General features: G+C 73.6%; 20 protein-coding genes and 1 pseudogene. 16 read left to right on the forward strand and 5 right to left on the reverse strand.

Annotated features, from left to right (window positions below; all coding sequences use genetic code 11):
* Positions 1-13: 13 nt before the first annotated feature.
* Complete coding sequence (locus QF034_RS24735) at positions 14-1,018, forward strand: BtrH N-terminal domain-containing protein (RefSeq protein WP_307176989.1); 1,005 nt, start codon at positions 14-16, stop codon at positions 1,016-1,018.
* Positions 1,019-1,061: 43 nt separating this feature from the next.
* Here QF034_RS24735 and QF034_RS24740 read toward each other — a convergent pair whose 3' ends face one another.
* Complete coding sequence (locus QF034_RS24740; RefSeq protein ID WP_307176990.1) at positions 1,062-2,216, reverse strand: right-handed parallel beta-helix repeat-containing protein; 1,155 nt, start codon at positions 2,214-2,216, stop codon at positions 1,062-1,064.
* A 160-nt stretch (positions 2,217-2,376) separates the two neighbouring features.
* Between QF034_RS24740 and QF034_RS24745 the strand changes: the two genes are divergently transcribed.
* The 6 genes and pseudogenes from QF034_RS24745 to QF034_RS24770 all read left to right on the forward strand — a co-directional run bounded on the left by QF034_RS24745 (position 2,377) and on the right by QF034_RS24770 (position 8,554).
* Entirely contained in the window at positions 2,377-3,837 is a 1,461-nt protein-coding gene (locus QF034_RS24745) for an NAD(P)H-hydrate dehydratase (RefSeq protein ID WP_307176991.1), read from the forward strand.
* A 415-nt stretch (positions 3,838-4,252) separates the two neighbouring features.
* A pseudogene (locus QF034_RS24750) lies at positions 4,253-5,141 on the forward strand (L,D-transpeptidase).
* A gap of 60 nt (positions 5,142-5,201) precedes the next feature.
* Positions 5,202-6,371, forward strand: a complete 1,170-nt coding sequence (gene alr, locus QF034_RS24755; protein ID WP_307176992.1) for an alanine racemase — start codon at positions 5,202-5,204, stop codon at positions 6,369-6,371.
* 120 nt (positions 6,372-6,491) lie between these two features.
* Positions 6,492-7,748 (forward strand): alpha/beta fold hydrolase, encoded by a 1,257-nt coding sequence (locus QF034_RS24760; protein ID WP_307176993.1) that lies wholly within the window; start codon positions 6,492-6,494, stop codon positions 7,746-7,748.
* A complete protein-coding gene (gene tsaE, locus QF034_RS24765) occupies positions 7,717-8,235 on the forward strand; it encodes a tRNA (adenosine(37)-N6)-threonylcarbamoyltransferase complex ATPase subunit type 1 TsaE (RefSeq protein WP_307176994.1) in 519 nt (172 codons plus the stop codon). Before QF034_RS24760 ends, tsaE begins: the two co-directional genes overlap by 32 nt.
* Before the next feature lie 142 nt (positions 8,236-8,377).
* On the forward strand, positions 8,378-8,554 hold the full coding sequence (locus QF034_RS24770) for a hypothetical protein (protein WP_307176995.1): 177 nt from the start codon (positions 8,378-8,380) through the stop codon (positions 8,552-8,554).
* On the opposite strand, the gene QF034_RS24775 is transcribed toward QF034_RS24770, so the two are convergent.
* Positions 8,551-9,108 carry a hypothetical protein gene (locus tag QF034_RS24775; protein WP_307176996.1) on the reverse strand — a complete coding sequence of 186 codons (558 nt, stop codon included), beginning with the start codon at positions 9,106-9,108 and terminating at the stop codon, positions 8,551-8,553. The genes QF034_RS24770 and QF034_RS24775 overlap by 4 nt on opposite strands.
* A 137-nt stretch (positions 9,109-9,245) precedes the next feature.
* On the opposite strand from QF034_RS24775, the gene tsaB reads away from it, so the two are divergent.
* The 4 genes from tsaB to QF034_RS24795 are packed head-to-tail and all read left to right on the forward strand — an operon-like array spanning position 9,246 to position 11,767.
* Entirely contained in the window at positions 9,246-9,899 is a 654-nt protein-coding gene (tsaB, locus tag QF034_RS24780) for a tRNA (adenosine(37)-N6)-threonylcarbamoyltransferase complex dimerization subunit type 1 TsaB (protein ID WP_307176997.1), read from the forward strand.
* Positions 9,900-9,928: 29 nt separating this feature from the next.
* A complete protein-coding gene (gene rimI, locus QF034_RS24785; protein WP_307179965.1) occupies positions 9,929-10,426 on the forward strand; it encodes a ribosomal protein S18-alanine N-acetyltransferase in 498 nt (165 codons plus the stop codon).
* Positions 10,419-11,513, forward strand: coding sequence for a tRNA (adenosine(37)-N6)-threonylcarbamoyltransferase complex transferase subunit TsaD (tsaD, locus tag QF034_RS24790; protein ID WP_307176998.1), 1,095 nt, complete (start codon positions 10,419-10,421; stop codon positions 11,511-11,513). Before rimI ends, tsaD begins: the two co-directional genes overlap by 8 nt.
* Complete coding sequence (locus QF034_RS24795) at positions 11,510-11,767, forward strand: hypothetical protein (protein ID WP_307176999.1); 258 nt, start codon at positions 11,510-11,512, stop codon at positions 11,765-11,767. Before tsaD ends, QF034_RS24795 begins: the two co-directional genes overlap by 4 nt.
* Here QF034_RS24795 and QF034_RS24800 read toward each other — a convergent pair.
* Both QF034_RS24800 and QF034_RS24805 read right to left on the reverse strand, forming a co-directional pair.
* Positions 11,718-12,248: a hypothetical protein gene (locus QF034_RS24800; protein WP_307177000.1), complete on the reverse strand. Its 531-nt coding sequence runs from the start codon at positions 12,246-12,248 to the stop codon at positions 11,718-11,720. The genes QF034_RS24795 and QF034_RS24800 overlap by 50 nt on opposite strands.
* Positions 12,249-12,275: 27 nt before the next feature.
* Positions 12,276-14,588: a beta-xylosidase/alpha-l-arabinosidase gene (locus QF034_RS24805; RefSeq protein WP_307177001.1), complete on the reverse strand. Its 2,313-nt coding sequence runs from the start codon at positions 14,586-14,588 to the stop codon at positions 12,276-12,278.
* A 163-nt stretch (positions 14,589-14,751) separates the two neighbouring features.
* On the opposite strand from QF034_RS24805, the gene QF034_RS24810 reads away from it, so the two are divergent.
* From QF034_RS24810 to QF034_RS24830, 5 genes are all read left to right on the forward strand, one after another.
* Positions 14,752-15,816 (forward strand): LacI family DNA-binding transcriptional regulator, encoded by a 1,065-nt coding sequence (locus QF034_RS24810; protein WP_307177002.1) that lies wholly within the window; start codon positions 14,752-14,754, stop codon positions 15,814-15,816.
* 93 nt (positions 15,817-15,909) lie between these two features.
* Positions 15,910-17,262, forward strand: a complete 1,353-nt coding sequence (locus QF034_RS24815; RefSeq protein ID WP_307177003.1) for a glycoside hydrolase family 10 protein — start codon at positions 15,910-15,912, stop codon at positions 17,260-17,262.
* 85 nt (positions 17,263-17,347) lie between these two features.
* Positions 17,348-18,403: an LCP family protein gene (locus tag QF034_RS24820; protein WP_307177004.1), complete on the forward strand. Its 1,056-nt coding sequence runs from the start codon at positions 17,348-17,350 to the stop codon at positions 18,401-18,403.
* A 130-nt stretch (positions 18,404-18,533) separates the two neighbouring features.
* A complete protein-coding gene (locus tag QF034_RS24825; protein ID WP_307177005.1) occupies positions 18,534-18,890 on the forward strand; it encodes a YciI family protein in 357 nt (118 codons plus the stop codon).
* 47 nt (positions 18,891-18,937) lie between these two features.
* Complete coding sequence (locus QF034_RS24830; protein ID WP_307177006.1) at positions 18,938-20,218, forward strand: RNA polymerase sigma factor; 1,281 nt, start codon at positions 18,938-18,940, stop codon at positions 20,216-20,218.
* 3 nt (positions 20,219-20,221) lie between these two features.
* On the opposite strand, the gene QF034_RS24835 is transcribed toward QF034_RS24830, so the two are convergent.
* The gene (locus QF034_RS24835; RefSeq protein ID WP_307177007.1) at positions 20,222-21,385 is read right to left on the reverse strand and encodes a class I SAM-dependent methyltransferase; all 1,164 of its coding nucleotides are present in this window, start codon (positions 21,383-21,385) and stop codon (positions 20,222-20,224) included.
* Positions 21,386-21,687 lie beyond the last annotated feature (302 nt).

The following is a 21,687-nucleotide window of genomic DNA, read 5'->3' on the forward strand; positions in this document are numbered from 1 at the left end:
AGGAGGGAAGGGCATGACCACGGTGAAGGGCGTCGAGCCTCGCGGCACGCAGCACTGCGAGACGTCGGCTCTGGGTGTGCTGCTGCGGCATCAGGGGCTCGATCTGTCCGAGCCCATGCTCTTCGGCCTCGGGTCCGGCCTGTCCTTCATCTACTGGGACAGCAAGAACATGGACTTCCCCTTCCTGGGCGGGCGCGTCAAGCCCTTCGAGCTCACCAGGAACCTGGCCGCCGGGCTCGGGCTGGAACTCGCGGTCCAGCAGACCGGCTCCGCCCGTAAGGCGTGGGAGAACGTGGCGACCGCCATCGACGCCGGACTGCCCGTCGGACTCCAGCTCGACAGCTACCACCTGGACTACTTCACCTCGAAGGTGCACTTCGGCGGTCACGTCGTCGCCCTGTACGGCTACGACGAGCACGACGCCTACCTGGTCGACACCGACCAGCAGGGCGGCGCGGTGTCCACCAGCCTGAGCAGCCTCGCCCGGGCCCGGGCCGCGCGCGGACCGATGACCGCCAGGCACCGGTCGTTCACGCTCACCGCTGCGGAGAAGGTGCCAGACCCGCGGAGCCGGATCGTCCCCGCCGTCACCGCCTGCGCAGACGCCTTCCTGAACCCGCCGATCGCCAACCTCGGCCACCGGGGCATCGAGAAGGCCGGCAAGCTCGTCCGCACGTGGCTCCAGCGCACCGACGACCCGCGGCGGGACCTGCCGCAGGCCGCGCTGTTGATGGAGAAGGCCGGCACCGGCGGCGCCCTGTTCCGGAACCTGTACCGCGACTTCCTCGCCGAGTGCGCCGAGTGGCTCGACAGCGGCCGTCTGCGCACCGGGCACGCGCTGTACTCGGAGGCGGCGGGTCTGTGGACGGACGTGGCCGCGCTCATCACGAACGCCGGTGAGTCGGGCGATGAGCAGTGCCTCGCGCGGGCAGGGACGGTCCTCCACGACATCGCGCGCATCGAACGCGAAGCCATGGAGGAGCTGAGCCGCCTGCGCGGTGAAGCCCCCGCCGGGTGAGGCGAGGGCTTCGCGGCTGAGGGCGGCTTCGTCGGCGCGGGCGTCAGCAGATCGTCTGGCTGCTGTTCACCCGCGTGATGTTGCGGAACGTGGTGTTCTCACCGCACGGGCTCTCCCTGATGGCCGAGTTGGTGACCGTCAGGTTCTGGATGGTGATGTCCTTGTTGTTCGGGAACTCCGAGCGGGCGGCCAGGCGCAGTTCGCCGCCGCCCGAGATCGTGCCGCTCTGCGCCGCGAGGCTGACGTTGTAGCAGTTCTCGATCAGGACCGAGTTGTTGCCGGTGTTCCCGAGCGTCACCCTGTCGATGACGGCCCCGCCGCTCTCCGAGACGCAGAACACCCCGCGCCCGCCGCCGCGTGCGATGACCTCGCCGACCCGGATGTTGGTCGGGTAGCCGCTGCCGACCCGGCCGTTGCGGTTGGCCATGCGGAAGGCCGCGTAGCCGGTGCCCGTGCCCGCGTTCTCCGCGTCCACCTTGGTGACGGTGGCGTTGATGGTCTGGTTGAGCAGCAGGCCGGACTCGCCCACGTTGCGGGCGGTGACCGTGCCGATGGTGATGCCGTCGACGCCGTAGGTCTCGACCGCGTGGCTGGACGCGCCGGAGACGTAGACGTTGTCGATGCGGACGTTGCGTGTCCACTGGCTGGTGTCGCCGCGGTTGTCGATGCGGACGCCCAGGCCGCGGGAGAGGCGCATGTCGATCTGGCCGAGCACGACGTTCTGGACGTTGCGCAGGAAGATGCCGTAGAGCGGGGTGCCGGTGAGCTTGAGGTTCTGGACCTCCACGTCGCGGGTGCCGCGGGAGTAGACCGGCGCCTGGTCGCCGGAGCCGCTGCCGGTGACGTTGATGGTGCCGCAGACGTCGAGGACGGTGTAGCTCGGGAGGGAGATGCGTGAACCCGCCGAGATCGAGCCCGAGCCGCGGACCACGACCCGTTCCTTCGAGGTGCGCCCGGAGCTGAGGCTGTTGACGGCCGCCTGGACGGCCGCGCGCATGTCGGTGCCGGTGTAGACGGTGCTGCCGCCGCGCCGGGCGGTCCAGTTGCCGCCGTTCTGCACGGCCTCTGCCTGGTAGGAGCCGTCTCCGCAGGCCGCTGCCCGGGTCGGGGCGGCGGTGGCGGGGGCGGTCAGGGTGCCGGCGGCGGTGAGGACGGCGGTGGCACCGGCGGCGGCGAGGAATGCGGCTCTGCGTCCCATGGTGGCCTCGGATTCGTCGAATGTGGGGGGTGTGCAAGCGCTTTCTGCGCGGCCGGTGAGTCTGGCAAAGGGCAGGCAAAGCGTCAATGGATGCGACACGGTTCGGAGTTGCCCGCGATACGGGGGAGTGGCCGGGCGGTCGTACGGGAAACTCGACCGCATGCGTAGTGCGTACAGCGTGGAGACGGTCAGGACCGCAGAACGAGAGCTGATGGCGCGGCTGCCGGAGGGGGCGCTGATGCAGCGCGCCGCCGCCGGACTCGCCGCGGCCTGCGCCGACCTGCTGGGGCGGGTGTACGGGAGCAGGGTCGTGCTGCTGGTCGGGAGCGGGGACAACGGGGGTGACGCGTTGTACGCCGGGGCCCGGCTGGCCCGGCGCGGGGCCGGGGTCACGGCGGTGCTGCTCGCGCCGGAGCGGGCTCACGCCGGGGGGCTGGCGGCGCTGCGGCGGGCCGGGGGGCGGGTCGTGAGCGCCGGTGGAGCTGAGGGTGCCGGCGGGGGCGCGCAGAGTGTCGAGGGGCTGGTCGAGCGGGCGGATCTCGTCGTCGACGGCATCGTCGGGATCGGCGGGAAGGGCGGGCTGCGGCCCGACGCGGTGCCGCTGGCCGCCGCCGCCCAGCGGTCGCGGGGCGCCGTCGTCGCCGTCGATCTGCCGAGCGGGGTCGACGCCGACACCGGGGAGGTGCGCGGTGTCGCGGTCCGGGCCGATCTGACGGTGACGTTCGGGACGCACAAGCCGGGGCTGCTGATCGATCCGGCGCGGGAGTACGCGGGGTCGGTGCGGCTGGTCGACATCGGTCTCGAGCTGCCGGCCGAGCCGGAGCTGGCGGCGTTGCAGCACGCGGACGTGGCGCGGTTGCTGCCGGTGCCGCGGGCCGAGAGCGACAAGTACCGGCGGGGTGTCGTCGGCATCGCCGCCGGGTCCGCGCGCTACCCCGGGGCCGCCGTGCTGGCCGTCGCCGGGGCGCTGCGGGGCGGGGCCGGGGCCGTGCGGTACGTCGGGCCGGCCGGGGACGCCGTCATCACACGCTTCCCCGAGACGCTCGTGTCGGACCAGGGGCCGAAGCACGCCGGGCGGGTGCAGGCGTGGGTCGTCGGGCCGGGGGCCGGGGACGACGCGGCGACGGTGGGGGAGGTGCTGGCGGCGGACGTCCCGGTGCTGGTCGACGCGGACGGGTTGCGGCTGGCCGAGGCGGGGGTCGTACGGGCGCGGCGGGCGCCGACGCTGATGACGCCGCACGCCGGGGAGGCGGCGGCGCTGCTCGGGGTCGACCGGGTGGAGGTCGAGGGCGGGCGGCTCGCGGCGGTGCGGGAGCTGGCCGGGCGGTACGGGGCGACTGTGCTGCTGAAGGGGTCCACGACCTTGATCGCGGACTCGGGGGGCGGGGCCGTGCGGGTGAATCCGACGGGGACGTCCTGGCTGGCCACGGCGGGGAGCGGGGACGTGTTGTCGGGGCTCGCGGGGTCGTTGCTGGCGGCGGGGCTTTCGGCGGTGGACGCGGGGAGTGTGGGGGCGTATGTGCACGGGCTGGCCGGGAGGCTGGCGGCGGACGGGGCGCCGGTGGGGGCGCATGACGTGGCGGAGGCGGTTCCGGAGGCGTGGCGGAATGTTCTGGGCTGAGTGAGGGGCGGGTGGCGGCGGGTGGGGGTTGCTGTGGCGGTGGGTCGCCCCCTCCTCCCCTTCCCGTCCCGAGTCCGGGGGCTGCCGCCCCCGGGCCCCCGCTTCGGCCTGGACGGCCTCGTCCTCAAGCGCCGGACGGGCTGAGAGGGGCTGAGCGCCGATGTCAGGTGCGGGCCGGCCGGGGATTCCCGCTTCGGCCTGGCGGGTTCGTCCTCAAGCGCCGGACGGGCTGAGAGTGCCGGGGTGCCGCTGTCCGGTGTGGGCCGGCCGGGGATTCCCGCTTCGGCTTGGCGGGCTGTTCTCAAGCGCCGGACGGGCTGAGAGGGGCTGAGCGCCGCTGTCCGGTGGGGGCCGTCCGGGGGAACCCGCCGCGCGGCAACCCCGGGACGACCCGGTACACCGTTTCTCTGATGACATGACCAGCAGACGTACCGCCGGCTGCGCCGTCGCCCTCCTGCTCGCCGCCCTCACCGCGCTGCCCGTCGGAATCGCCGGTGCCGCTCCCGTACCGCCCGCTCCCGGCACCCTGGGCGAGCTGGTCCCGGGCGTCGCGCCGGGGCCCGCGCAGCCCTGGTCCGTCGACACGCCCGACCAGGCGCTGCCGCCGGTGGTGTACACGCCGTCGGCCGAGGAGGAGGCCGTCGAGCCGCGGGGGGCGGTGGAAGGGACGTACGCGCTCGTCGAGTACGTGCCGTTGGCGGAGGCGGTCGCGCGGGTGAGCTGCACCGGGAAGGCCGGGCCGTATCAGCGGCAGGTCGAGCGGTGGCTGGGGCTGAGGGCGGACGGGGTGCAGTCGGCGGCCGACTGCCGGGTCCATCCGGGCGTTCCAGGTCAGGCAGGGGATCAAGCCGGCCATCGGGTTCGCCGGGCCCGTGACGTGGGGCCGGATGCAGTATCTGTCGGCGCGCCGCAACCCCAATGCCGCCGGTCGGTGCCCGGTACGCGGCTATCCCGTCGCGTGCGTGGATCTCAGCCGGCAGCTGACCTGGGTGCAGAAGGGGCGGAAGGTCGTGTTCGGGCCGGTGCCGATCCGCAGCGGGCGGGCCGGGTACCGGACGCGCGCCGGGTGGCACAAGGTCTACTGGCGGCACAAGAACCACTGGTCGACGCTGTACAACACGCCCATGCCGTACGCCCAGTTCTTCAGCGGCGGACAGGCCTTCCACGGCGTCTACGGCAGCCTCCACACCACCGTCGGCTCCAGGGGCTGCGTCAATCTCACCGTCCCCGACGCCCGGAGGCTGTGGAGCGTGCTGAAGCAGGGCGACCGCGTGTTCGTGTGGGGGCGCAGGCCCGGGACGTAGCGGTGGCCGTCGGGGGCCGCTGCCTCGGGTGGGCCGGGCCCCTCTGAGACACTGGGCGCGATGAGCGAGAGAACAGCCCCGCGGACCGCGCCCCTGCGGGCCCGCGCGGAGATCGACCTGGCCGCCCTGCGGGCCAATGTGCGGGCCCTGCGTGCCCACGCGCCGGGCGCGGCCCTGATGGCCGTGGTGAAGTCCGAGGCGTACGGCCACGGGGCTGTGCCGTGTGCCCGCGCGGCCGTCGCCGCCGGGGCGGACTGGCTGGGCACGGCGACGCCCGAGGAGGCCCTGGCCCTGCGGGCCGCCGGGCTGCCGGGCCGCGTCATGTGCTGGCTGTGGACGCCGGGCGGGCCCTGGCGCGAGGCGATCGAGGCGGACGTCGACGTGTCCGTCAGCGGGATGTGGGCCCTGGCGGAGGTCACCGAGGCCGCCCGGCGGGCGGACCGGCCCGCGCGCGTGCAGCTCAAGGCCGACACCGGGCTCGGGCGGGGCGGCTGCCAGCCCGGGGAGGACTGGGCCGAGCTGGTGCGGGAGGCACTGCGCGCCGAGGCCGAGGGGCTCCTGCGGATCACGGGGCTGTGGTCGCACTTCGCCTGTGCCGACGAGCCCGGCCACCCCTCCATCGCCGCCCAGCTCGGCCGCTTCCGGGAGATGGTCGCGTACGCCGAGGAGCGGGGCGCCCGACCCGAGGTCCGGCACATCGCCAACTCGCCGGCCACGCTCACGCTCCCCGAGAGCCACTTCGACCTGGTCCGCACCGGCATCGCCACCTACGGCATCTCGCCCAGCCCCGAGCTCGGCACCCCGGCCGACTTCGGGCTGCGTCCGGTGATGACGCTGTCCGCCTCGCTCGCCCTGGTCAAGCACGTGCCGGGCGGGCACGGCGTCAGCTACGGCCACCGGTACGTGACGCCCGGCGCGACCACCCTCGGCCTCGTCCCGCTGGGCTACGCCGACGGCATCCCGCGGCACGCCTCCTCGGCCGGGCCGGTCCTCGTCGAGGGCAAGTGGCGCACGATCGCGGGGCGGGTCGCCATGGATCAGTTCGTCGTCGACCTGGGCGGCGACGAGCCCGCGCCGGGCGCCGAGGCGGTGCTCTTCGGTCCCGGGGACCGCGGTGAGCCCACGGCCGAGGACTGGGCCCAGGCGGCCGGAACCATCGCCTACGAGATCGTGACCCGGATCGGAACACGTGTTCCTCGCGTCTATGTGAATGAGGAACAGGACGGGTAACTCGCACAGAGGACCGGTCACGCGCAGCACAACAGGCACCCTGACAACACCAGCACCACCAGCACCAGGCATCGGCAAGACCACCAGCATCGGCAGCAGCCCGGCGAAGAGGAGCGGTACGTGAGCGAGAGCAGCGCGGAGGTCGTCGCGAACGCCGCCACCGCGGCCGTCGCGGCCTCCGCCGCGGGGGCGGCGGGAGGCTGGCGCCGGGCGACCGGCATCGCCGGTGTCGCGATAGGCGTGGTGGCCGCGGGCGCGGCCGCCGGCGTCGCCCTGGAGCGGATGACGGTCGGCCGGGGCATACGCCAGAAGGCCCGGCTCGCCCTCGACTCCGCGGGGCCCTACGGCTCGCTGCGCGGCATGCCCGGCAAGGCCTTCGCCGACGACGGCACGGAGCTGTACTACGAGGTCGACGACCTCGACCCGGAGGCCGCCCCCGCCGCCATCGGCCCGCGCCGCCGACGGCTCTTCGGCCGCAAGGCCCCCGCCCCCGTCACCGTCGTCTTCAGCCACGGCTACTGCCTCAGCCAGGACTCCTGGCACTTCCAGCGGGCGGCGCTCAGAGGCGTCGTACGGACCGTGCACTGGGACCAGCGCAGCCACGGCCGGTCCGGGCGGGGTGTGGCCCAGGGGCGGGACGAGCCGGTCACCATCGAGCAGCTGGGCCGCGACCTGAAGGCCGTGATCGACGCGGCCGCGCCCGAGGGGCCGATTGTGCTGGTCGGGCACTCCATGGGCGGCATGACGGTGATGGCGCTGGCCGACCAGTACCCCGAGCTGGTCCGGGAGCGGGTCGTCGGGGTGGCGTTCGTGGGGACGTCGTCGGGGCGGCTCGGTGAGGTCAACTACGGGCTTCCGGTGGCCGGCGTCAACGCGGTGCGGCGGGTGCTGCCCGGCGTGCTGAAAGTGATGGGGCAGCGGGCCGAGCTGGTGGAGAAGGGGCGCCGGGCCACCGCGGACCTGTTCGCCGGGGTCATCAAGCGGTACTCGTTCGCGTCCCGGGACGTCGATCCGGCCATCGCCCGGTTCGCCGAGCGGATGATCGAGAGCACGCCCATCGACGTGGTCGCCGAGTACTACCCGGCGTTCAACGACCACGACAAGACCGAGGCGCTCGCCCACTTCGCCGACATGCCGGTCCTCGTCCTGGCCGGGGTGCAGGACCTGGTCACGCCGAGTGAGCACAGCGAGGCCATCGCCGATCTGCTGCCGGACGCCGAGCTGGTGCTGGTGCCGGACGCGGGGCACCTGGTGATGCTGGAACACCCGGAAGTGGTCACCGACCGCCTCGCCGACCTGCTCACCCGCACGGGTGCCGTGCCCGCAGGGGCTACCGTGAAGGGCTATGGAAGCACCAGCACCGCACAACCCGGCTGAGCCCGGATCCGTCCAGATCGTCGTCACCTCCCCCGAGCAGATGCGGGAGCTGGGCCGCCGGCTCGCGAAGCTGCTGCGGGCCGGTGACCTGGTGATGCTGAGCGGCGAGCTCGGGGCGGGCAAGACGACACTGACGCGTGGGCTGGGCGAGGGGCTCGGCGTGCGCGGGGCCGTCACCTCGCCGACGTTCGTGATCGCCCGGGTGCATCCCTCGCTGGGCGAGGGGCCGCCGCTGGTCCATGTCGACGCCTACCGGCTGTCGGGCGGGCTGGACGAGATGGAGGACCTCGATCTCGACGTCTCGCTGCCCGAGTCCGTCGTCGTCGTGGAGTGGGGCGAGGGCAAGGTCGAGGAGCTGACCGAGGACCGGCTCCAGGTGGTGATCCACCGCGCGGTGGGCGACACGACCGACGAGGTCCGGCAGATGACGATCACCGGTGTGGGGGAACGCTGGGCGTCGGCGGACCTGAGCGTGCTCGCAGCGTAGCTCCCGGCACGTGGTGTTTTGATGAACGTTCCGACAAGGCGTCGGCAAAATGTTGCGTTCGGCGTCTTGTGCGTGGTCACATGGTATCCAGTCCGTAGTTAGGTGTACCTAACTACGTCCGCCCCGCCTTCGGGAGGCGTCCATGTCGGCTACAGAGAGCAAGGGGCGGCCGCTGCCGTTCGCGGTCGCCGGGGTGTCCATGCGCGACCTGCTGGCGGCGGGCGAGGCGGCGGCGCTGATCTCCACGCCACCGCGGGCGCCGGAGCCGGAGCTCGCGGAGCCGGTCGAGCCGGTGGCGGACCACCGCGAAGCGGCCTAGCGGACGACCACGACCTTGCGGCCGATCGTCGCGAACGTCCACATCGCCTCGCCGTCCGCGCGGGACTCGCGGATGCCGCCCGTGCGTACCTTCGTGGCCGGTGCGGCGGTCGAGCCGTCCACGGCCGCGCTGAAGCCGATCACCACGCCGCCCACGGTGGTGAAGCGCACGACGTGCTCGACGGGGACACCGTCGGAGCCGGTGACCGCGTTCGAGCGGGACGTGACCGCGTAGTTGCCCGGCGCCGGGTCCACCGCACTCGGGGCGACCGGGAACGTGCGGGTGACCACCTCGTCCCCGCCGACCAGCCACACCCGGTCGCCGTGCAGGGAGTACACGACCCGTGCGCCCTCGCCGGAGCCGACGGGCAGCGCGGCGGGGTCCTTCCTGGTCCGGGGCGGCGCCTTCGAGGCGTCGGCGGCCGGTGCGGCGTCCGCGTGCGCCCGGCCCAGGCCGGCCGGGAGGGTCTGTGCCGCCTGGTGGGCGAGGTAGCCGACCGTCGCGAGGGCCGCGGCGGTGAGCCCGGCCACGATCCCCGAGCTGCTGACTGCCACCGGCGCCCACCTCCGCGTCGTACGTCCCTGTCGTGCGCGGTGCGCATGCCGCACCGTGACGGAAGGTGACGGTAGCAGCAGGTGACGGCCCGACAGGTACGTCCGACACGGGCCCGGGGGAGCCGTAGGCTGTTTGCGTGCTCTTGCTCGCTCTGGATACCGCCACCCCCGCCGTCACCGTCGCGCTGCACGACGGCCGGGACGTCATCGCCTCGTCGAGTCAGGTGGACGCGCGCCGGCACGGGGAACTGCTGCTGCCCGCGATCGACCGGGTGCTCGCCGAGGCCGGTCTGAAGCTCGACGCCGTCACCGGGGTAGTCGCCGGCATCGGGCCGGGCCCGTACACCGGGCTGCGCGTCGGTCTGATGACCGCCGAGACCTTCGGGCTCGCGCTCGGCGTCCCCGTGCACGGCGTGTGCACGCTGGACGGCCTCGCCTACGCCGCCGACATCGAGGGTCCGTTCGTCGTGGCGACCGACGCCCGCCGCAAGGAGGTGTACTGGGCCCGTTACGCCGACTCCCGCACCCGCGTCACCGACCCGGCGGTCGACCGGCCCGCCGACATCGCCGGGCCGGTCGCGGGCCTGCCCGCGGTCGGTGCGGGCGCCCTGCTGTACCCGGACACCTTCCCCCAGGCGCACGAGCCCGAGCACGTGTCCGCCGCCGCGCTCGCCCGGCTGGCCGCGGAGAAGCTGGCGGCGGGTGAGGAACTCCCCGCGCCCCGGCCGCTGTATCTGCGCCGCCCCGATGCCCAGGTCCCCAAGAACTACAAGGTGGTCACCCCCAAGTGACCGGGTCCGAGACGTGTGTGCTGCGCGAGATGCGCTGGTGGGACATCGACTCCGTGCTGGAGCTGGAACGGGACCTGTTCCCCGACGACGCCTGGTCGCGGGGCATGTTCTGGTCCGAGCTGGCCCATGCGCGCGGGCCGGAGGCGAGCCGGAAGTACCTCGTGGCCGAGGCGGGGGAGCGGATCGTCGGGTACGCCGGTGTCGCCTCCTCCGGCGAGCAGGCCGACATCCAGACCATCGCCGTCACCCGGGAGTACTGGGGGACGGGGCTGGGCGGCCGGCTCCTCACCGAACTGCTGCGGGCCGCGACGGCCTTCGAATGCGCCGAGGTGATGCTGGAGTGCCGGGTGGACAACGTCCGCGCGCAGAAGCTGTACGAGCGCTTCGGCTTCGAGGCCATCGGCTTCCGGCGCGGCTACTACCAGCCGGGGAACGTGGACGCCCTGGTGATGCGACTGACCACGCAACCCGACAGCGGCTCCGCCGCGGGTTCGACTTCCGTACGAGGAACGCAGACCAATGACTGACTCTCGCGACGAGCCGCTCGTCCTCGGCATCGAGACCTCCTGTGACGAGACCGGCGTCGGCATCGTCCGCGGCACCACCCTGCTCGCCGACGCCGTCGCCTCCAGCGTCGACGAACACGCCCGGTTCGGCGGGGTCGTGCCCGAGGTCGCCTCCCGGGCGCACCTGGAGGCGATGGTCCCCACCATCGACCGCGCGCTGAAAGAGGCGGGAGTGAGCGCCCGCGACCTCGACGGCATCGCCGTCACCGCCGGTCCCGGCCTCGCCGGTGCCCTGCTGGTCGGTGTCTCGGCCGCCAAGGCGTACGCGTACGCGCTCGGCAAGCCCCTGTACGGCGTGAACCACCTCGCCTCACACATCTGCGTGGACCAGCTGGAGCACGGCGCGCTGCCCGAGCCGACCATGGCGCTGCTGGTGTCCGGCGGCCACTCCTCGCTGCTGCTGTCCTCGGACATCACCTCCGACGTCCGTCCGATGGGCGCGACCATCGACGACGCGGCCGGTGAGGCCTTCGACAAGATCGCCCGCGTGCTGAACCTGGGCTTCCCGGGCGGCCCGGTCATCGACCGGTACGCGCGCGAGGGCGACCCGGACGCGATCGCCTTCCCGCGCGGCCTGACCGGTCCGCGCGACCCGGCCTACGACTTCTCCTTCTCCGGGCTGAAGACGGCCGTGGCCCGCTGGATCGAGGCGAAGCGGGCGGCGGGGGAGGAGGTCCCGGTGCGGGACGTGGCGGCCTCCTTCCAGGAGGCGGTGGTGGACGTGCTGACCCGCAAGGCCGTCCGGGCCTGCAAGGACGAGGGCGTCGACCACCTGATGATCGGCGGCGGGGTGGCCGCCAACTCCCGGCTGCGCGCCCTGGCCCAGGAGCGCTGCGAGGCGGCCGGGATCCGGCTGCGGGTGCCGCGGCCCAAGCTGTGCACGGACAACGGCGCGATGGTCGCCGCGCTCGGCGCGGAGATGGTGGCCCGCAACCGGGCCGCCTCGAGCTGGGACCTGTCGGCTGACTCGTCCCTCCCGGTGACGGAACCGCATGTCCCGGGCCACGACCATGTGCACGAGATCAGCAAGGAGAACCTCTACTCGTGACGGTCGCCTTGATGTGGGAGGCGCGGGCGCTGCCCGGCCGGGGCGAGGACCTGCTGGCCTGGGCGCGGGCGCAGGAGCTGCCCCGTGAACCCCTGCGCCGGGAGACCCTGCGCGCTCCCCAGGACCGGGTCCTGGTCATCACCTGGTGGGACGCCCCGTACGACGCGGAACTGCCGGAACTGCCCGAGCCCGACGGGGAGCTGGTCACGCGGGCCGTGCACCGGTGGCGGTTCGAGTCGGTGGGCGCCGGCTGACCGAGAGCTCCCACGGCCTGCTCGCGACGCGGCCCCGCCACAGCAGCAGGCCGTGCCCGCGCTCCCAGTGTGCGACCAGGGCGGCCTGGCCCAGCCAGTCCAGGGCCGACCACAGGGGCAGCAGGGCCGCCCACGGCTCCCACAGGGACAGGGGCACCGCGAACAGCAGGTACAGCACGAAGAGGCGCGGGCTGAACGGCTGGTCCCGCAGGAAGCGCTCGGTGGGCAGGACCGTGCCGGTCTCCTCGACGGGGACCGCCTTCTCGAAGTCCCGCACCTCGCTGAACCACGTGATCCGGGTGGCCTTGAGGAGCGTCCACACCACGACGGAGGCGAGCACGGCGGCGACGCAGAGCCCCAGCCGGCCAGGTTCGGCCGGCGGGGAGAAGCCGCGGACCAGGCCCACGGTCGTCAGGGCGACGGCCGTGGCGGCCAGGACCGAGACGACGGCCCGCAGTTCGTGGTGCACCAGTCTGTCCATGCGCCCCCGCATCCCCCGCGCGAAGGCTCACCCCACCTCCGACACCTCCGTCTCGCAGCGCAGCCGCCGGTCGGTGCCGAGCACCCGGACCGGGCCCGTGAGGGTGAGGTGGGCCGTGTGGCGTACGTCCGCGCTGGACGCCGCCAACCGTAGTTCCAGGGCGCCCGGTTCGACCACTCTGCGGCCTGAACGGTCGGTGAACGCCGAAAGGTCCGTGTGGAAGCGGAACAGCACCCGGGCCGCGTCCCCCGGTGCCAGCCGCACGCGCTGGTAGCCGATCAGCCGTACGTCGGGGCGGGTCACCGACGCCACCGGGTCGTGGAGATAGAGCTGCACGACCTCCGCGCCCTCGCGGTCGCCCGTGTTGCGGACGGTCACCGAGACGTCGTACGTCCCGTCCGTGCCGATCTCCGCCGGCTCCGCGCCGCCCGTGCCGTCCTCCCAGGCGAACGTCGTGTACGAACGGCCGTGCCCGAAGGCGTACAGCGGGGTCGGGTCGAGGTTGCTGACCTCGCCCGCGAGGCCGAGGGGCGGCTGGAGGTACGTCCAGGGCTGGCCGCCGGGGGCCTGCGGGACGCTCACCGGGAGGCGGCCCGAGGGGTTCACGCGGCCCGACAGCACTCCCGCCACCGCCGGGCCGCCCTCCTCCCCCGGGAAGAACGCCTGGACGACCGCGCCCAGGCGGCCGTGCCAGCGGCCGAGGGCGTAGGGACGGCCGGTCAGCAGCACCAGCACCACGGGGACGCCCGTGGCGACCAGCGCGTCCAGCAGTTCGGCCTGGGCGCCCGGCAGGGCGAGGTCCGTGGCGTCGCAGCCCTCGCCCGAGGTGCCGCGGCCGAACAGGCCCGCCCGGTCGCCGAGGACCGCCACGCACACGTCCGCCTCGGCGGTGCGGGCGACGGCCTCCTCGAAGCCGGAGGTGTCCGGGTCCGTCACATCGCAGCCTTGCGCGAACGTCACCTTGGCGTCGGGGAGTTCGGTGCGCAGGGCGTCGAGGACGGTCGGGATCTCGATGCCGGTCGGGACGCCGGGGTGGTGGGTGAGGACGTGGGACGGGAAGGAGTAGCAGCCCAGCATGGCCAGGGCGTCGGCCGCCCGGGGGCCGATCACCGCGATCCGGGTGTCGGGGGCCAGCGGGAGCAGGCCGTCGGGGTTGTCGAGCAGGACGACGGACTCCTCGGCCAGGCGGCGGGCCAGGATCCGGTTGCCCGTCGAGTCGAGGTCGACCGGGGCGGCCGGCTCGGGAGTCCAGTCCTCGTCCAGCAGGCCCAGTTCGCACTTCTGGAGCAGGACGCGGCGGGCCGCGCGGTCCACGAGCTCCTCGGGGATCTCGCCCGAGCGGACCGCGTCCACCAGCGGATCGCCGTAGCATTTGAGGCTCGGCAGTTCCACGTCGATGCCGGCCTCCAGGGCCGCGTGGGCCGCCTCGGCCGGGGTGCCGGCGACCCGGTGGAGGGTCTGGAGGAAGCCGATGCCGAAGTAGTCCGCGACGACCGTGCCGGTGAAGCCCCACTCCTCGCGCAGGAGGCCGGTCAGCAGCTCGGGGTCCGCCGAGGCCGGCACGCCGTCCCGCTCCGTGTAGGCGGCCATCACCGAGCGGGCCCCGCCCTCGCGCAGCGCCATCTCGAAGGGCGGGAGGGTGACGTCCGCGAACTCGCGGGTGCCGGCCCGTACGGGGGCCAGGTTGCGGGCGCCGGCCGAGGAGGCGTACCCGGCGAAGTGCTTCAGCGTGGCGACGATCCCGGCCGACTCCAGGCCCCGCACATAGGCCGTGCCGACCGTGCCGACCAGGTACGGGTCCTCGCCGATCGTCTCCTCCACGCGGCCCCAGCGCGGATCGCGGACGACGTCCAGGACGGGCGCGAGGCCTTGGTGGACGCCGGCCGAGCGCAGGTCGGCGCCGATGCGGCGGGCCATCTCCTCGACCAGCGGGGGGTCCCAGGTCGCGCCCCAGGCCAGCGGGACCGGGTAGGCCGTGGCCTGCCAGGCGGTGAAGCCGGCCAGGCACTCCTCGTGTGCGACCGCCGGGATGCCGAAGCGGCCGGCCTCGGTGATACGGCGCTGGGCGCGGGCCAGTGCCTGCGCGCCCAGCGCCGGGTCGACGGGGGCGGTGCCGAAGGAACGCGTGAGCTGGCCCAGGCCGCGGGTGATCAGCTCGTCCCACTCGTGGTCCACGGCCATGTCGTGCTGGTGCGGAGCGACTCCGTCGCCGTCCGTCGAGGCACCCACCCACACGCCGTACAACTGGGCGGTCTTCTCCTCCAGGGTCATCCGGGAGAGCAGGTCGTCGACGCGGGCGGCGGCGGGCAGGGCGGGGTCACGCCAGGGCGCGGTGGTCATGAAGCTCCTGTCGGGTGGACGGACGGCCCTCTCACGAACGGTGCTCACGAGCGCTTCTCACGCCCGCTTCCACGAATGTTTCGGTAAGTATGTCGAATGTTCCGGGAACCTATGGCGCCACGGGGACTTCGTCAAGGGGGCCCGCAGGGATACGATCGCCGCCATGACATCCCCGGAGCCGGTTGAAAGCCGGACGCAAACCCGGACGCAGGGGCGCAGCACGCAGACCGCGACGCTCGCCGAGATCGCCCGTGAGGCCGGTGTGTCGGCACCGACTGTTTCGAAGGTCCTCAACGGGCGGGCCGACGTCGCCCCCGCCACCCGTGCCCGCGTGGAGGACCTGCTGCGCGCCCACGGCTACCGGCGCCGCCGTGCCGAGGCGACCCGCTCGCCCCTGATCGACCTGGTCTTCCACGAGCTGGAGAGCGCCTGGGCGCTGGAGGTCATCCGGGGCGTGGAGAACGTGGCCCGGGACGCGGGGCTCAGCGTGGTGCTGTCCGAGAGCGCGGGGCGGCTCACCCCGGGGCGGACCTGGGCGGACCAGGTCGCCGCGCGCCGCCCGCACGGCGTGGTCCTGGTCCTGTCCGGGCTCGACGAGTCCCAGCGGGCACTGCTGACCAGCCGCGCCATCCCCTTCGTGGTGATGGACCCGGCCGGTGACCCGGGAGCCGACGTGCCGTCGATCGGCGCGACCAACTGGCAGGGCGGTCTCGCGGCCACCCGGCACCTGGTCGAGCTGGGGCACCGCCGGATCGGCGCGATCAGCGGGCCGACGCAGATGATGTGCAGCCGTGCCCGGGTCGACGGCTACCGGGCCGCGCTGGAGACGGCCGGGCTGCCGGTCGGCCCCGCGCTGATCGCGAACGGCGACTTCCACCACGAGGCCGGCTACCGGCTGGGCCTGGAGCTGCTGCGCCGCCCGGACCGGCCGACCGCCGTCTTCGCCGGGAACGACCTCCAGGCGCTCGGGCTGTACGAGGCCGCGCGCGAGCTGGGGCTGCGTATCCCCGAGGACCTCAGCGTGGTCGGATTCGACGATCTGCCGGTGGCGCCCCTGGTCGGGCCGCCGCTGACGACCGTACGGCAGCCGCTGACGGAGATGGCCGAGGCGGCGGCCAAGCTGGTCCTCGACCTCGGCCGCGAGGCCGGCACTCCGGCGGCCACCCGGGTCGAGCTGGCGACGAGCCTGGTGGTGCGCAGCAGTACGGCGGCGCCCGCGGGCGGCTGACCGCTGGTGCCGTGTTGACGGGTGTTCCGGACGCCTCCACACTGCACCGAAGCCAATCGGTTGCACCACCGAAACTTTCGGAGGCATCCGCACATGAGATCGCTGAGACCGGGCTTACTCACCTCCCTGCTGGCCGGCGTCGTCGCGGCCGGCTCCCTGCTGGCCGCGGCCCCCGTGTCCCACGCCGCCGACGCCCCGCTGCGTGACCTGGCCGAGGCCAAGGGCAAGGTCATGGGCACGGCGGTCACCGGCGCGAAACTCACCGGCACCTACGGCGAGATCGCCGGCCGCGAGTTCAACTCGCTCACCCCCGGCAACGCCATGAAGTGGGCCTCCGTCGAGCCGAGCCGGGGCAGTTACAACTGGGCCGAGGCCGACCAGATCGTGAACTTCGCCGAGGCCCACGGCCAGCAGGTGCGCGGCCACACCCTGCTCTGGCACCAGCAGAACCCGGGCTGGCTGACGAACGGCAACTGGACCCGGGACCAGCTCAGCGCCGTCGTCCAGGACCACATCGCCACCGAGGTCGGCCGCTACAAGGGCCGGCTGGCCGCCTGGGACGTGGTGAACGAGCCCTTCAACGAGGACGGCACCTACCGCTCGACCCTGTTCCACGACACCCTCGGCCAGGACTACATCGCGCAGGCCCTCACCTGGGCCCGGGCCGCCGACCCGGGCGCCAAGCTGTACATCAACGACTACAACGTCGAGGGCGTCAACGCGAAGAGCACCGCCCTGTACAACCTGGTCAAGTCCCTGAAGGAGCGCGGGATCCCGATCGACGGGGTGGGGCTGCAGGCGCATCTCATCGTCGGCCAGGTGCCCTCGACGCTGCAGCAGAACATCCAGCGCTTCGCCGACCTGGGCGTCGACGTGGCGATCACCGAGCTGGACATCCGGATGCAGCTGCCGGCGACGCAGGCGAAGCTGACCCAGCAGGCCGCCGACTACAAGGCGGTCATGAACGCCTGCGTGGCCATCGCGCGCTGTACCGGCGTCACCGTCTGGGGCTTCACCGACGCCGACTCCTGGATCCCGGACACCTTCCCCGGGCAGGGCGCGGCGACCCCGTACGACGAGAACTACCAGCCGAAACCGGCGTACCACGCCATCGCGGAGGCCCTCGGCGGGACGACGACCCCGCCGCCGACGGGCGCCTGCTCGGCCACGTACAGCGTCACCAGTCAGTGGAGCACCGGCTACACGGGCCAGGTGCGGATCGCCTGCTCGGGCGCCTCGCTGTCGTCGTGGAAGGCGGACTGGACGTTCGGCGCCGGGCAGCGGATCACGCAGGCCTGGAACGCGAACTGCACGCAGTCGGGCGCGGCGGTCAGTTGCGTGAACGCCTCCTACAACGGGTCGGTGCCGGACGGCGGTTCGGTCACGTTCGGCTTCAACGCCTCGTGGAGCGGGAGCAACCCGGTGCCGGTGGTGACCCTGGGGTGAGACCGGACGGAGAAGTCTGAGAATTTCCGAAGAAAAATCGCCCTGGGGTCCCTGCTCGTCATAATTCGGACTTACGTTCCTGCCCGTGACGGGACGTGACGGACACGGGGACGGGAACGGGGACGCGGGCAGAGCGGTGGGCCGGCGGTCGAGAGCGCTGCGGATCGCCGGCCTCTCCCTGGCGGGTGCGCTGGTGCTCGGCCTCGGCTCGGCGGGCTGGGCCTACTGGCATCTCAACGACAACATCAAAAGCGTCGACATCGACAACACGCTGGGCGACAACCGCCCGCCGGAGCCGGTGGTCGTGCCGTCCCCCTCCGCGGCGGCCCTGCCCGGCGAGGCCCTCAACATCCTGGTGCTGGGCTCCGACTCGCGCAGCGGCGAGGAGAACCGGCGGCTCGGCGGCGGCGACAGCTCAGGTGCCCGCTCCGACACGGCGATGGTCGTCCACCTCGACGCCGGGCGCTCCAGCGCGACCGTGGTGAGCATCCCGCGCGACACCCTGGTCACCCGCCCCTCCTGCCCGCGCCCGTCCGGCGGGTCGACGGCCGTCGCCTACAACTCCATGTTCAACAACGCGTACGCGGTGGGCGGTCCGGCCTGTGCGGTGAAGACGGTCGAGTCGATGACCGGCGTCCGCATGGACCACTACATCGAGATCGACTTCTCCGGCTTCGCGAAGCTCGTGGACGCGCTCGGCGGCGTCACCGTCACCACGGACGAGGACATCGCCGACGACGACAGCCATCTGCACCTCAAGGCGGGCACCCACCACCTGGACGGCACGCGGGCCCTCGCCCTGGCCCGCACCCGGCACGGCATCGGCGACGGCAGCGACCTGGGACGGATCGGCCTGCAGCAGATGCTGGTGAAGGCACTGCTGGACCAGATCGCCGCGCAGGACCTGCTCACCGACCCGGCGAAGCTGTACCGGGTGGCGGACGCCGTGACCGCCGGTCTCACCACCGACACCGGCCTGGACTCCCTCGGCGAGCTGACCCGGCTCGGGCAGAGCGTGCGGGGCCTGTCGGCGAGCGCGGTGCGGACGGTGACGATGCCGGTGGTCCGGGCGCCGTCGGATCCCAACCGGGTGGTGGCCGAGGAGCCGGAGGCCCGGAAGCTGTGGGAGTCGCTGCGCTGACCTGCACAGACACCCTCGGCAAAAAAATCCGGGAGAAAAAACGGCGAGCGTGTCGATCCGGGGGTCCCCCGATCGACGCAGGGGTGAGAGCGGGGAAGGACCTCGCTCCGCACAGCCCCGAGGAGTCACCATGCCGCGCTTTCTCACCCTGATCCGCATCGACGAGAAGAACGCTCCCGCCGAGGGACCGAGCCCCGAACTCCAGGAGCGCATGGGCAAGCTCCTGGAGGAGATCACCAAGGCCGGGGTCATGCTCGACACGGCCGGACTCACCCCGACCTCGGACGGCAGCCGGGTGCACTGGGAGGACGGCAAGCTCTCCGTCACCGACGGGCCGTTCACCGAGTCCAAGGAGGTCATCGGCGGCTACTCGATCAGCCAGTGCAAGGACAAGGCCGAGGCGATCGAGTGGACCAAGCGGTTCCTGTCCCTGCACGAGGACTACTGGACGATCACCGCGGAGGTCCGGCAGATCGCCGAGGGCTGACCGGTCCTCCTTGGCCGGGCGGCGCCGGGGGTGTCTGATGGTGGGTTGTGACCCCGCAGCCCACCCCCTCCCCGGCGCCCCGGCCCGACCGGACCGCCGAGGCCATCGAGACGGTCTTCCGCATCGAGTCGCCCCGCATCATCGCCGGCGTCGCCCGGGTCGTCCGGGACGTCGGCATCGCCGAGGAACTCGCGCAGGACGCGCTGGTCGCCGCGCTGGAGCGGTGGCCGCGGGACGGGGTGCCCGACAACCCGGGCGCCTGGCTCATGGCCACCGCCCGCAACCGCGCCGTCGACCTGGTCCGCCGCCGCGAGAACTACGCCCGCAAGCTGGCGGAGATCGGCCGGGACCTGTCGGCGGTTTCTCCCCCTCAGGAGCCGGCCGACCCGGACGACATCGACGACGACCTGCTCCGCCTGGTCTTCACCGCCTGCCACCCGGTGCTGTCCACCGAGGCCCGCACCGCCCTCACCCTGCGCCTCCTCGGGGGCCTGACCACGGCCGAGATCGCCCGCGCGTTCCTCGTCCCCGAGTCGACCGTCGCCCAGCGCATCGTCCGCGCCAAGCGCACCCTGGCGACGCGGAACATCGCCTTCGAGGTGCCCTACGGCCCCGACCGCGAGGCCCGCCTCGGCTCGGTCCTCGACGTCATCTACCTCGTCTTCAACGAGGGCTACGCCGCCACGGCCGGCGACGACTGGCTCCGCCCGTCCCTGTGCGAGGACGCCCTGCGCCTGGCCCGGGTGCTCTCGGGCCTCATGCCGAAGGAACCCGAGGTGCACGGCCTGACCGCGCTCCTGGAGTTCCAGGCGTCCCGCACGGCGGCGCGCACGGGTCCCTCCGGCGAACCGGTCCTCCTCAAGGACCAGAACCGCGCCCGCTGGAACCGCATGCTCATCGCCCGCGGCGTCGCCGCACTGGGCAGGGCCGAGGCCACCTCCTCCGGCGCCCCGGGCCCGTACCTCCTCCAGGCCGCCATCGCCGCCTGCCACGCGCACGCGTACACGTACGAGGAGACCGACTGGCCCCGCATCGCCACGTTGTACGGCCTCCTGGCCGCCCGTACCCCGTCCCCGGTCGTGGAACTGAACCGCGCGGTGGCCGTCTCGATGGCCGAGGGCCCGGAGGCCGCCCTGCCCCTCATCGACGCACTGCGCGGCGACCCCGCCCTGCGGGACTACCACCTGCTGCCCAGCGTCCGCGGCGACCTCCTCGCCCGCCTCGGCCGCACGGCGGAGGCCCGGGCGGAGTTCGAACGGGCGGCGTCGCTGACGCGCAACGAGCGGGAGCGGGACCTGCTGCTGCGGCGGGCGGCGGAGCAGCCCTGAAGGTCAGGCCGGGTGCCCGATGAGCATCGCCGGCGCCCCCGCCACCCGCGTCAGGAACACCGTCGCCGCGTGCGGGCCCTGCGGCTTGACCTTCCTGCGGAGTTCCTCCGGCTCGACCGCCGAGCCGCGCTTCTTCACGGTGAGGTTGCCGACCTCCCGCTCCCGCAGCAGCGCCTTCAGCTTCTTGACGTTGAAGGGGAGGTGGTCGGTGATCTCGTAGGCGGTGGCGTACGGGGTCGGGCGCAGCTCGTCCGCGGTGACGTACGCGATCGTCGCGTCCAGCAGCCCGCCGTCGAGCTCCTCGGCCACCTCGGCGACCAGATGGGCCCGGATGACGGCGCCGTCGGGCTCGTACAGGTAGCGGCCGGGCGGGCGGACCTCCGGGTCGGGCAGGCCGCGGGAGAGCAGGGTGCGGGGGCCCGGCAGCAGGGTGGCCCGTACCGCCCCGGGCTCGGTGCCGAACCACAGCACCGCCTCCTTCACGTCGCCGCCGTCGGAGATCCACTCGGCCTCGGCGTCCTCGGGGACCGCCTCGTGCGGGATGCCGGGGGCGATCTTCAGCGCGGCGGTGCGAGGGGCGCGGCGGGCCGCGGAGACCGCCCAGGACAGGGGCGGTGAGTACGCCTCGGGGTCGAAGATCCGGCCCCGGCCGCCGCGCCTGGCCGGGTCGACGAACACGGCGTCGTAACCGGCCGTGTCCACCTCCGTGACATCCGCCTCCCGCACCTCGATCAGGCCGGCCAGCCCCAGCACCTCGGCGTTCGCCCGCGCCGCCGCGGCGGCCGCCGGGTCCCGGTCGACGGCCAGCACCCGGATCCCCGCCCGGGCCAGCGCGATCGCGTCACCGCCGATGCCGCAGCACAGGTCGGCGACCGAGGTCACGCCCGACTCCGCGAGCCGCCGCGCCCGGTAGGCCGCCACGCTCGCCCGGGTCGACTGCTCCACCCCGTTCGGCGTGAAGAACATGCGTCCCGCGTCCTGCGCCCCGAACTTCACCACCGCCCGCTGCCGCAGCCGCGCCTGGCCCAGCGCCGCCGACACCAGCTCGGCGGGGTGCTCACGGCGCAACCGGGTCGCCACGGCCAGCTCCCGTGCCGGATCGGTGTCCCGCACCTCGTCGAGGAGGACGCGGCCTTCGGGGGTGAGGAGGAGGGCGAGGTCGTTCACCGGATCATTGTGGGCCACGGGTGGGGCGGGCGGTGTGGGCGGTGGAGCGGTCCGGGCTGGTGCCGGTCGGTCCGGCCCGGGACGCCGGTCGGTCCGGTGCCGGCACGCGGGTCGGCCCGGGGTCCGCGCGGCGGGCGGCGGGCTCCTGCTCCGCGGGCGTCCGTTGCTCCGGCGTCGCCGGGCGCGGCGCCGGCTCCGGCAGCATGCGGCGCCGCCGCCCGAACAGGCCGGGGTCGGGCGGCGGGCCGTGGTCCGTCCGTATGCGCGCCGAAAGGCCGGCCAGGGCCCGGCACGGACCCTGT

Origin of the sequence: Streptomyces africanus, assembly GCF_030816955.1 — a bacterium.
Classification (GTDB): Bacteria; Actinomycetota; Actinomycetes; order Streptomycetales; family Streptomycetaceae; genus Streptomyces; species Streptomyces africanus.

Excerpts from the sequence above, each read along its gene's own strand:
- QF034_RS24815 (WP_307177003.1), top strand. The coding sequence starts at position 15,910 with ATGAGATCGCTGAGACCGGGCTTACTCACCTCCCTGCTGGCCGGCGTC.
- tsaD (WP_307176998.1), top strand. The coding sequence starts at position 10,419 with ATGACTGACTCTCGCGACGAGCCGCTCGTCCTCGGCATCGAGACCTCC.
- QF034_RS24805 (WP_307177001.1), bottom strand. The coding sequence starts at position 14,588 with ATGACCACCGCGCCCTGGCGTGACCCCGCCCTGCCCGCCGCCGCCCGC.
- tsaE (WP_307176994.1), top strand. The coding sequence starts at position 7,717 with ATGGAAGCACCAGCACCGCACAACCCGGCTGAGCCCGGATCCGTCCAG.
- QF034_RS24800 (WP_307177000.1), bottom strand. The coding sequence starts at position 12,248 with ATGGACAGACTGGTGCACCACGAACTGCGGGCCGTCGTCTCGGTCCTG.
- alr (WP_307176992.1), top strand. The coding sequence starts at position 5,202 with ATGAGCGAGAGAACAGCCCCGCGGACCGCGCCCCTGCGGGCCCGCGCG.
- QF034_RS24740 (WP_307176990.1), bottom strand. The coding sequence starts at position 2,216 with ATGGGACGCAGAGCCGCATTCCTCGCCGCCGCCGGTGCCACCGCCGTC.
- QF034_RS24770 (WP_307176995.1), top strand. The coding sequence starts at position 8,378 with ATGTCGGCTACAGAGAGCAAGGGGCGGCCGCTGCCGTTCGCGGTCGCC.
- QF034_RS24810 (WP_307177002.1), top strand. The coding sequence starts at position 14,752 with ATGACATCCCCGGAGCCGGTTGAAAGCCGGACGCAAACCCGGACGCAG.
- QF034_RS24735 (WP_307176989.1), top strand. The coding sequence starts at position 14 with ATGACCACGGTGAAGGGCGTCGAGCCTCGCGGCACGCAGCACTGCGAG.
- QF034_RS24825 (WP_307177005.1), top strand. The coding sequence starts at position 18,534 with ATGCCGCGCTTTCTCACCCTGATCCGCATCGACGAGAAGAACGCTCCC.
- rimI (WP_307179965.1), top strand. The coding sequence starts at position 9,929 with ATGCGCTGGTGGGACATCGACTCCGTGCTGGAGCTGGAACGGGACCTG.
- QF034_RS24745 (WP_307176991.1), top strand. The coding sequence starts at position 2,377 with ATGCGTAGTGCGTACAGCGTGGAGACGGTCAGGACCGCAGAACGAGAG.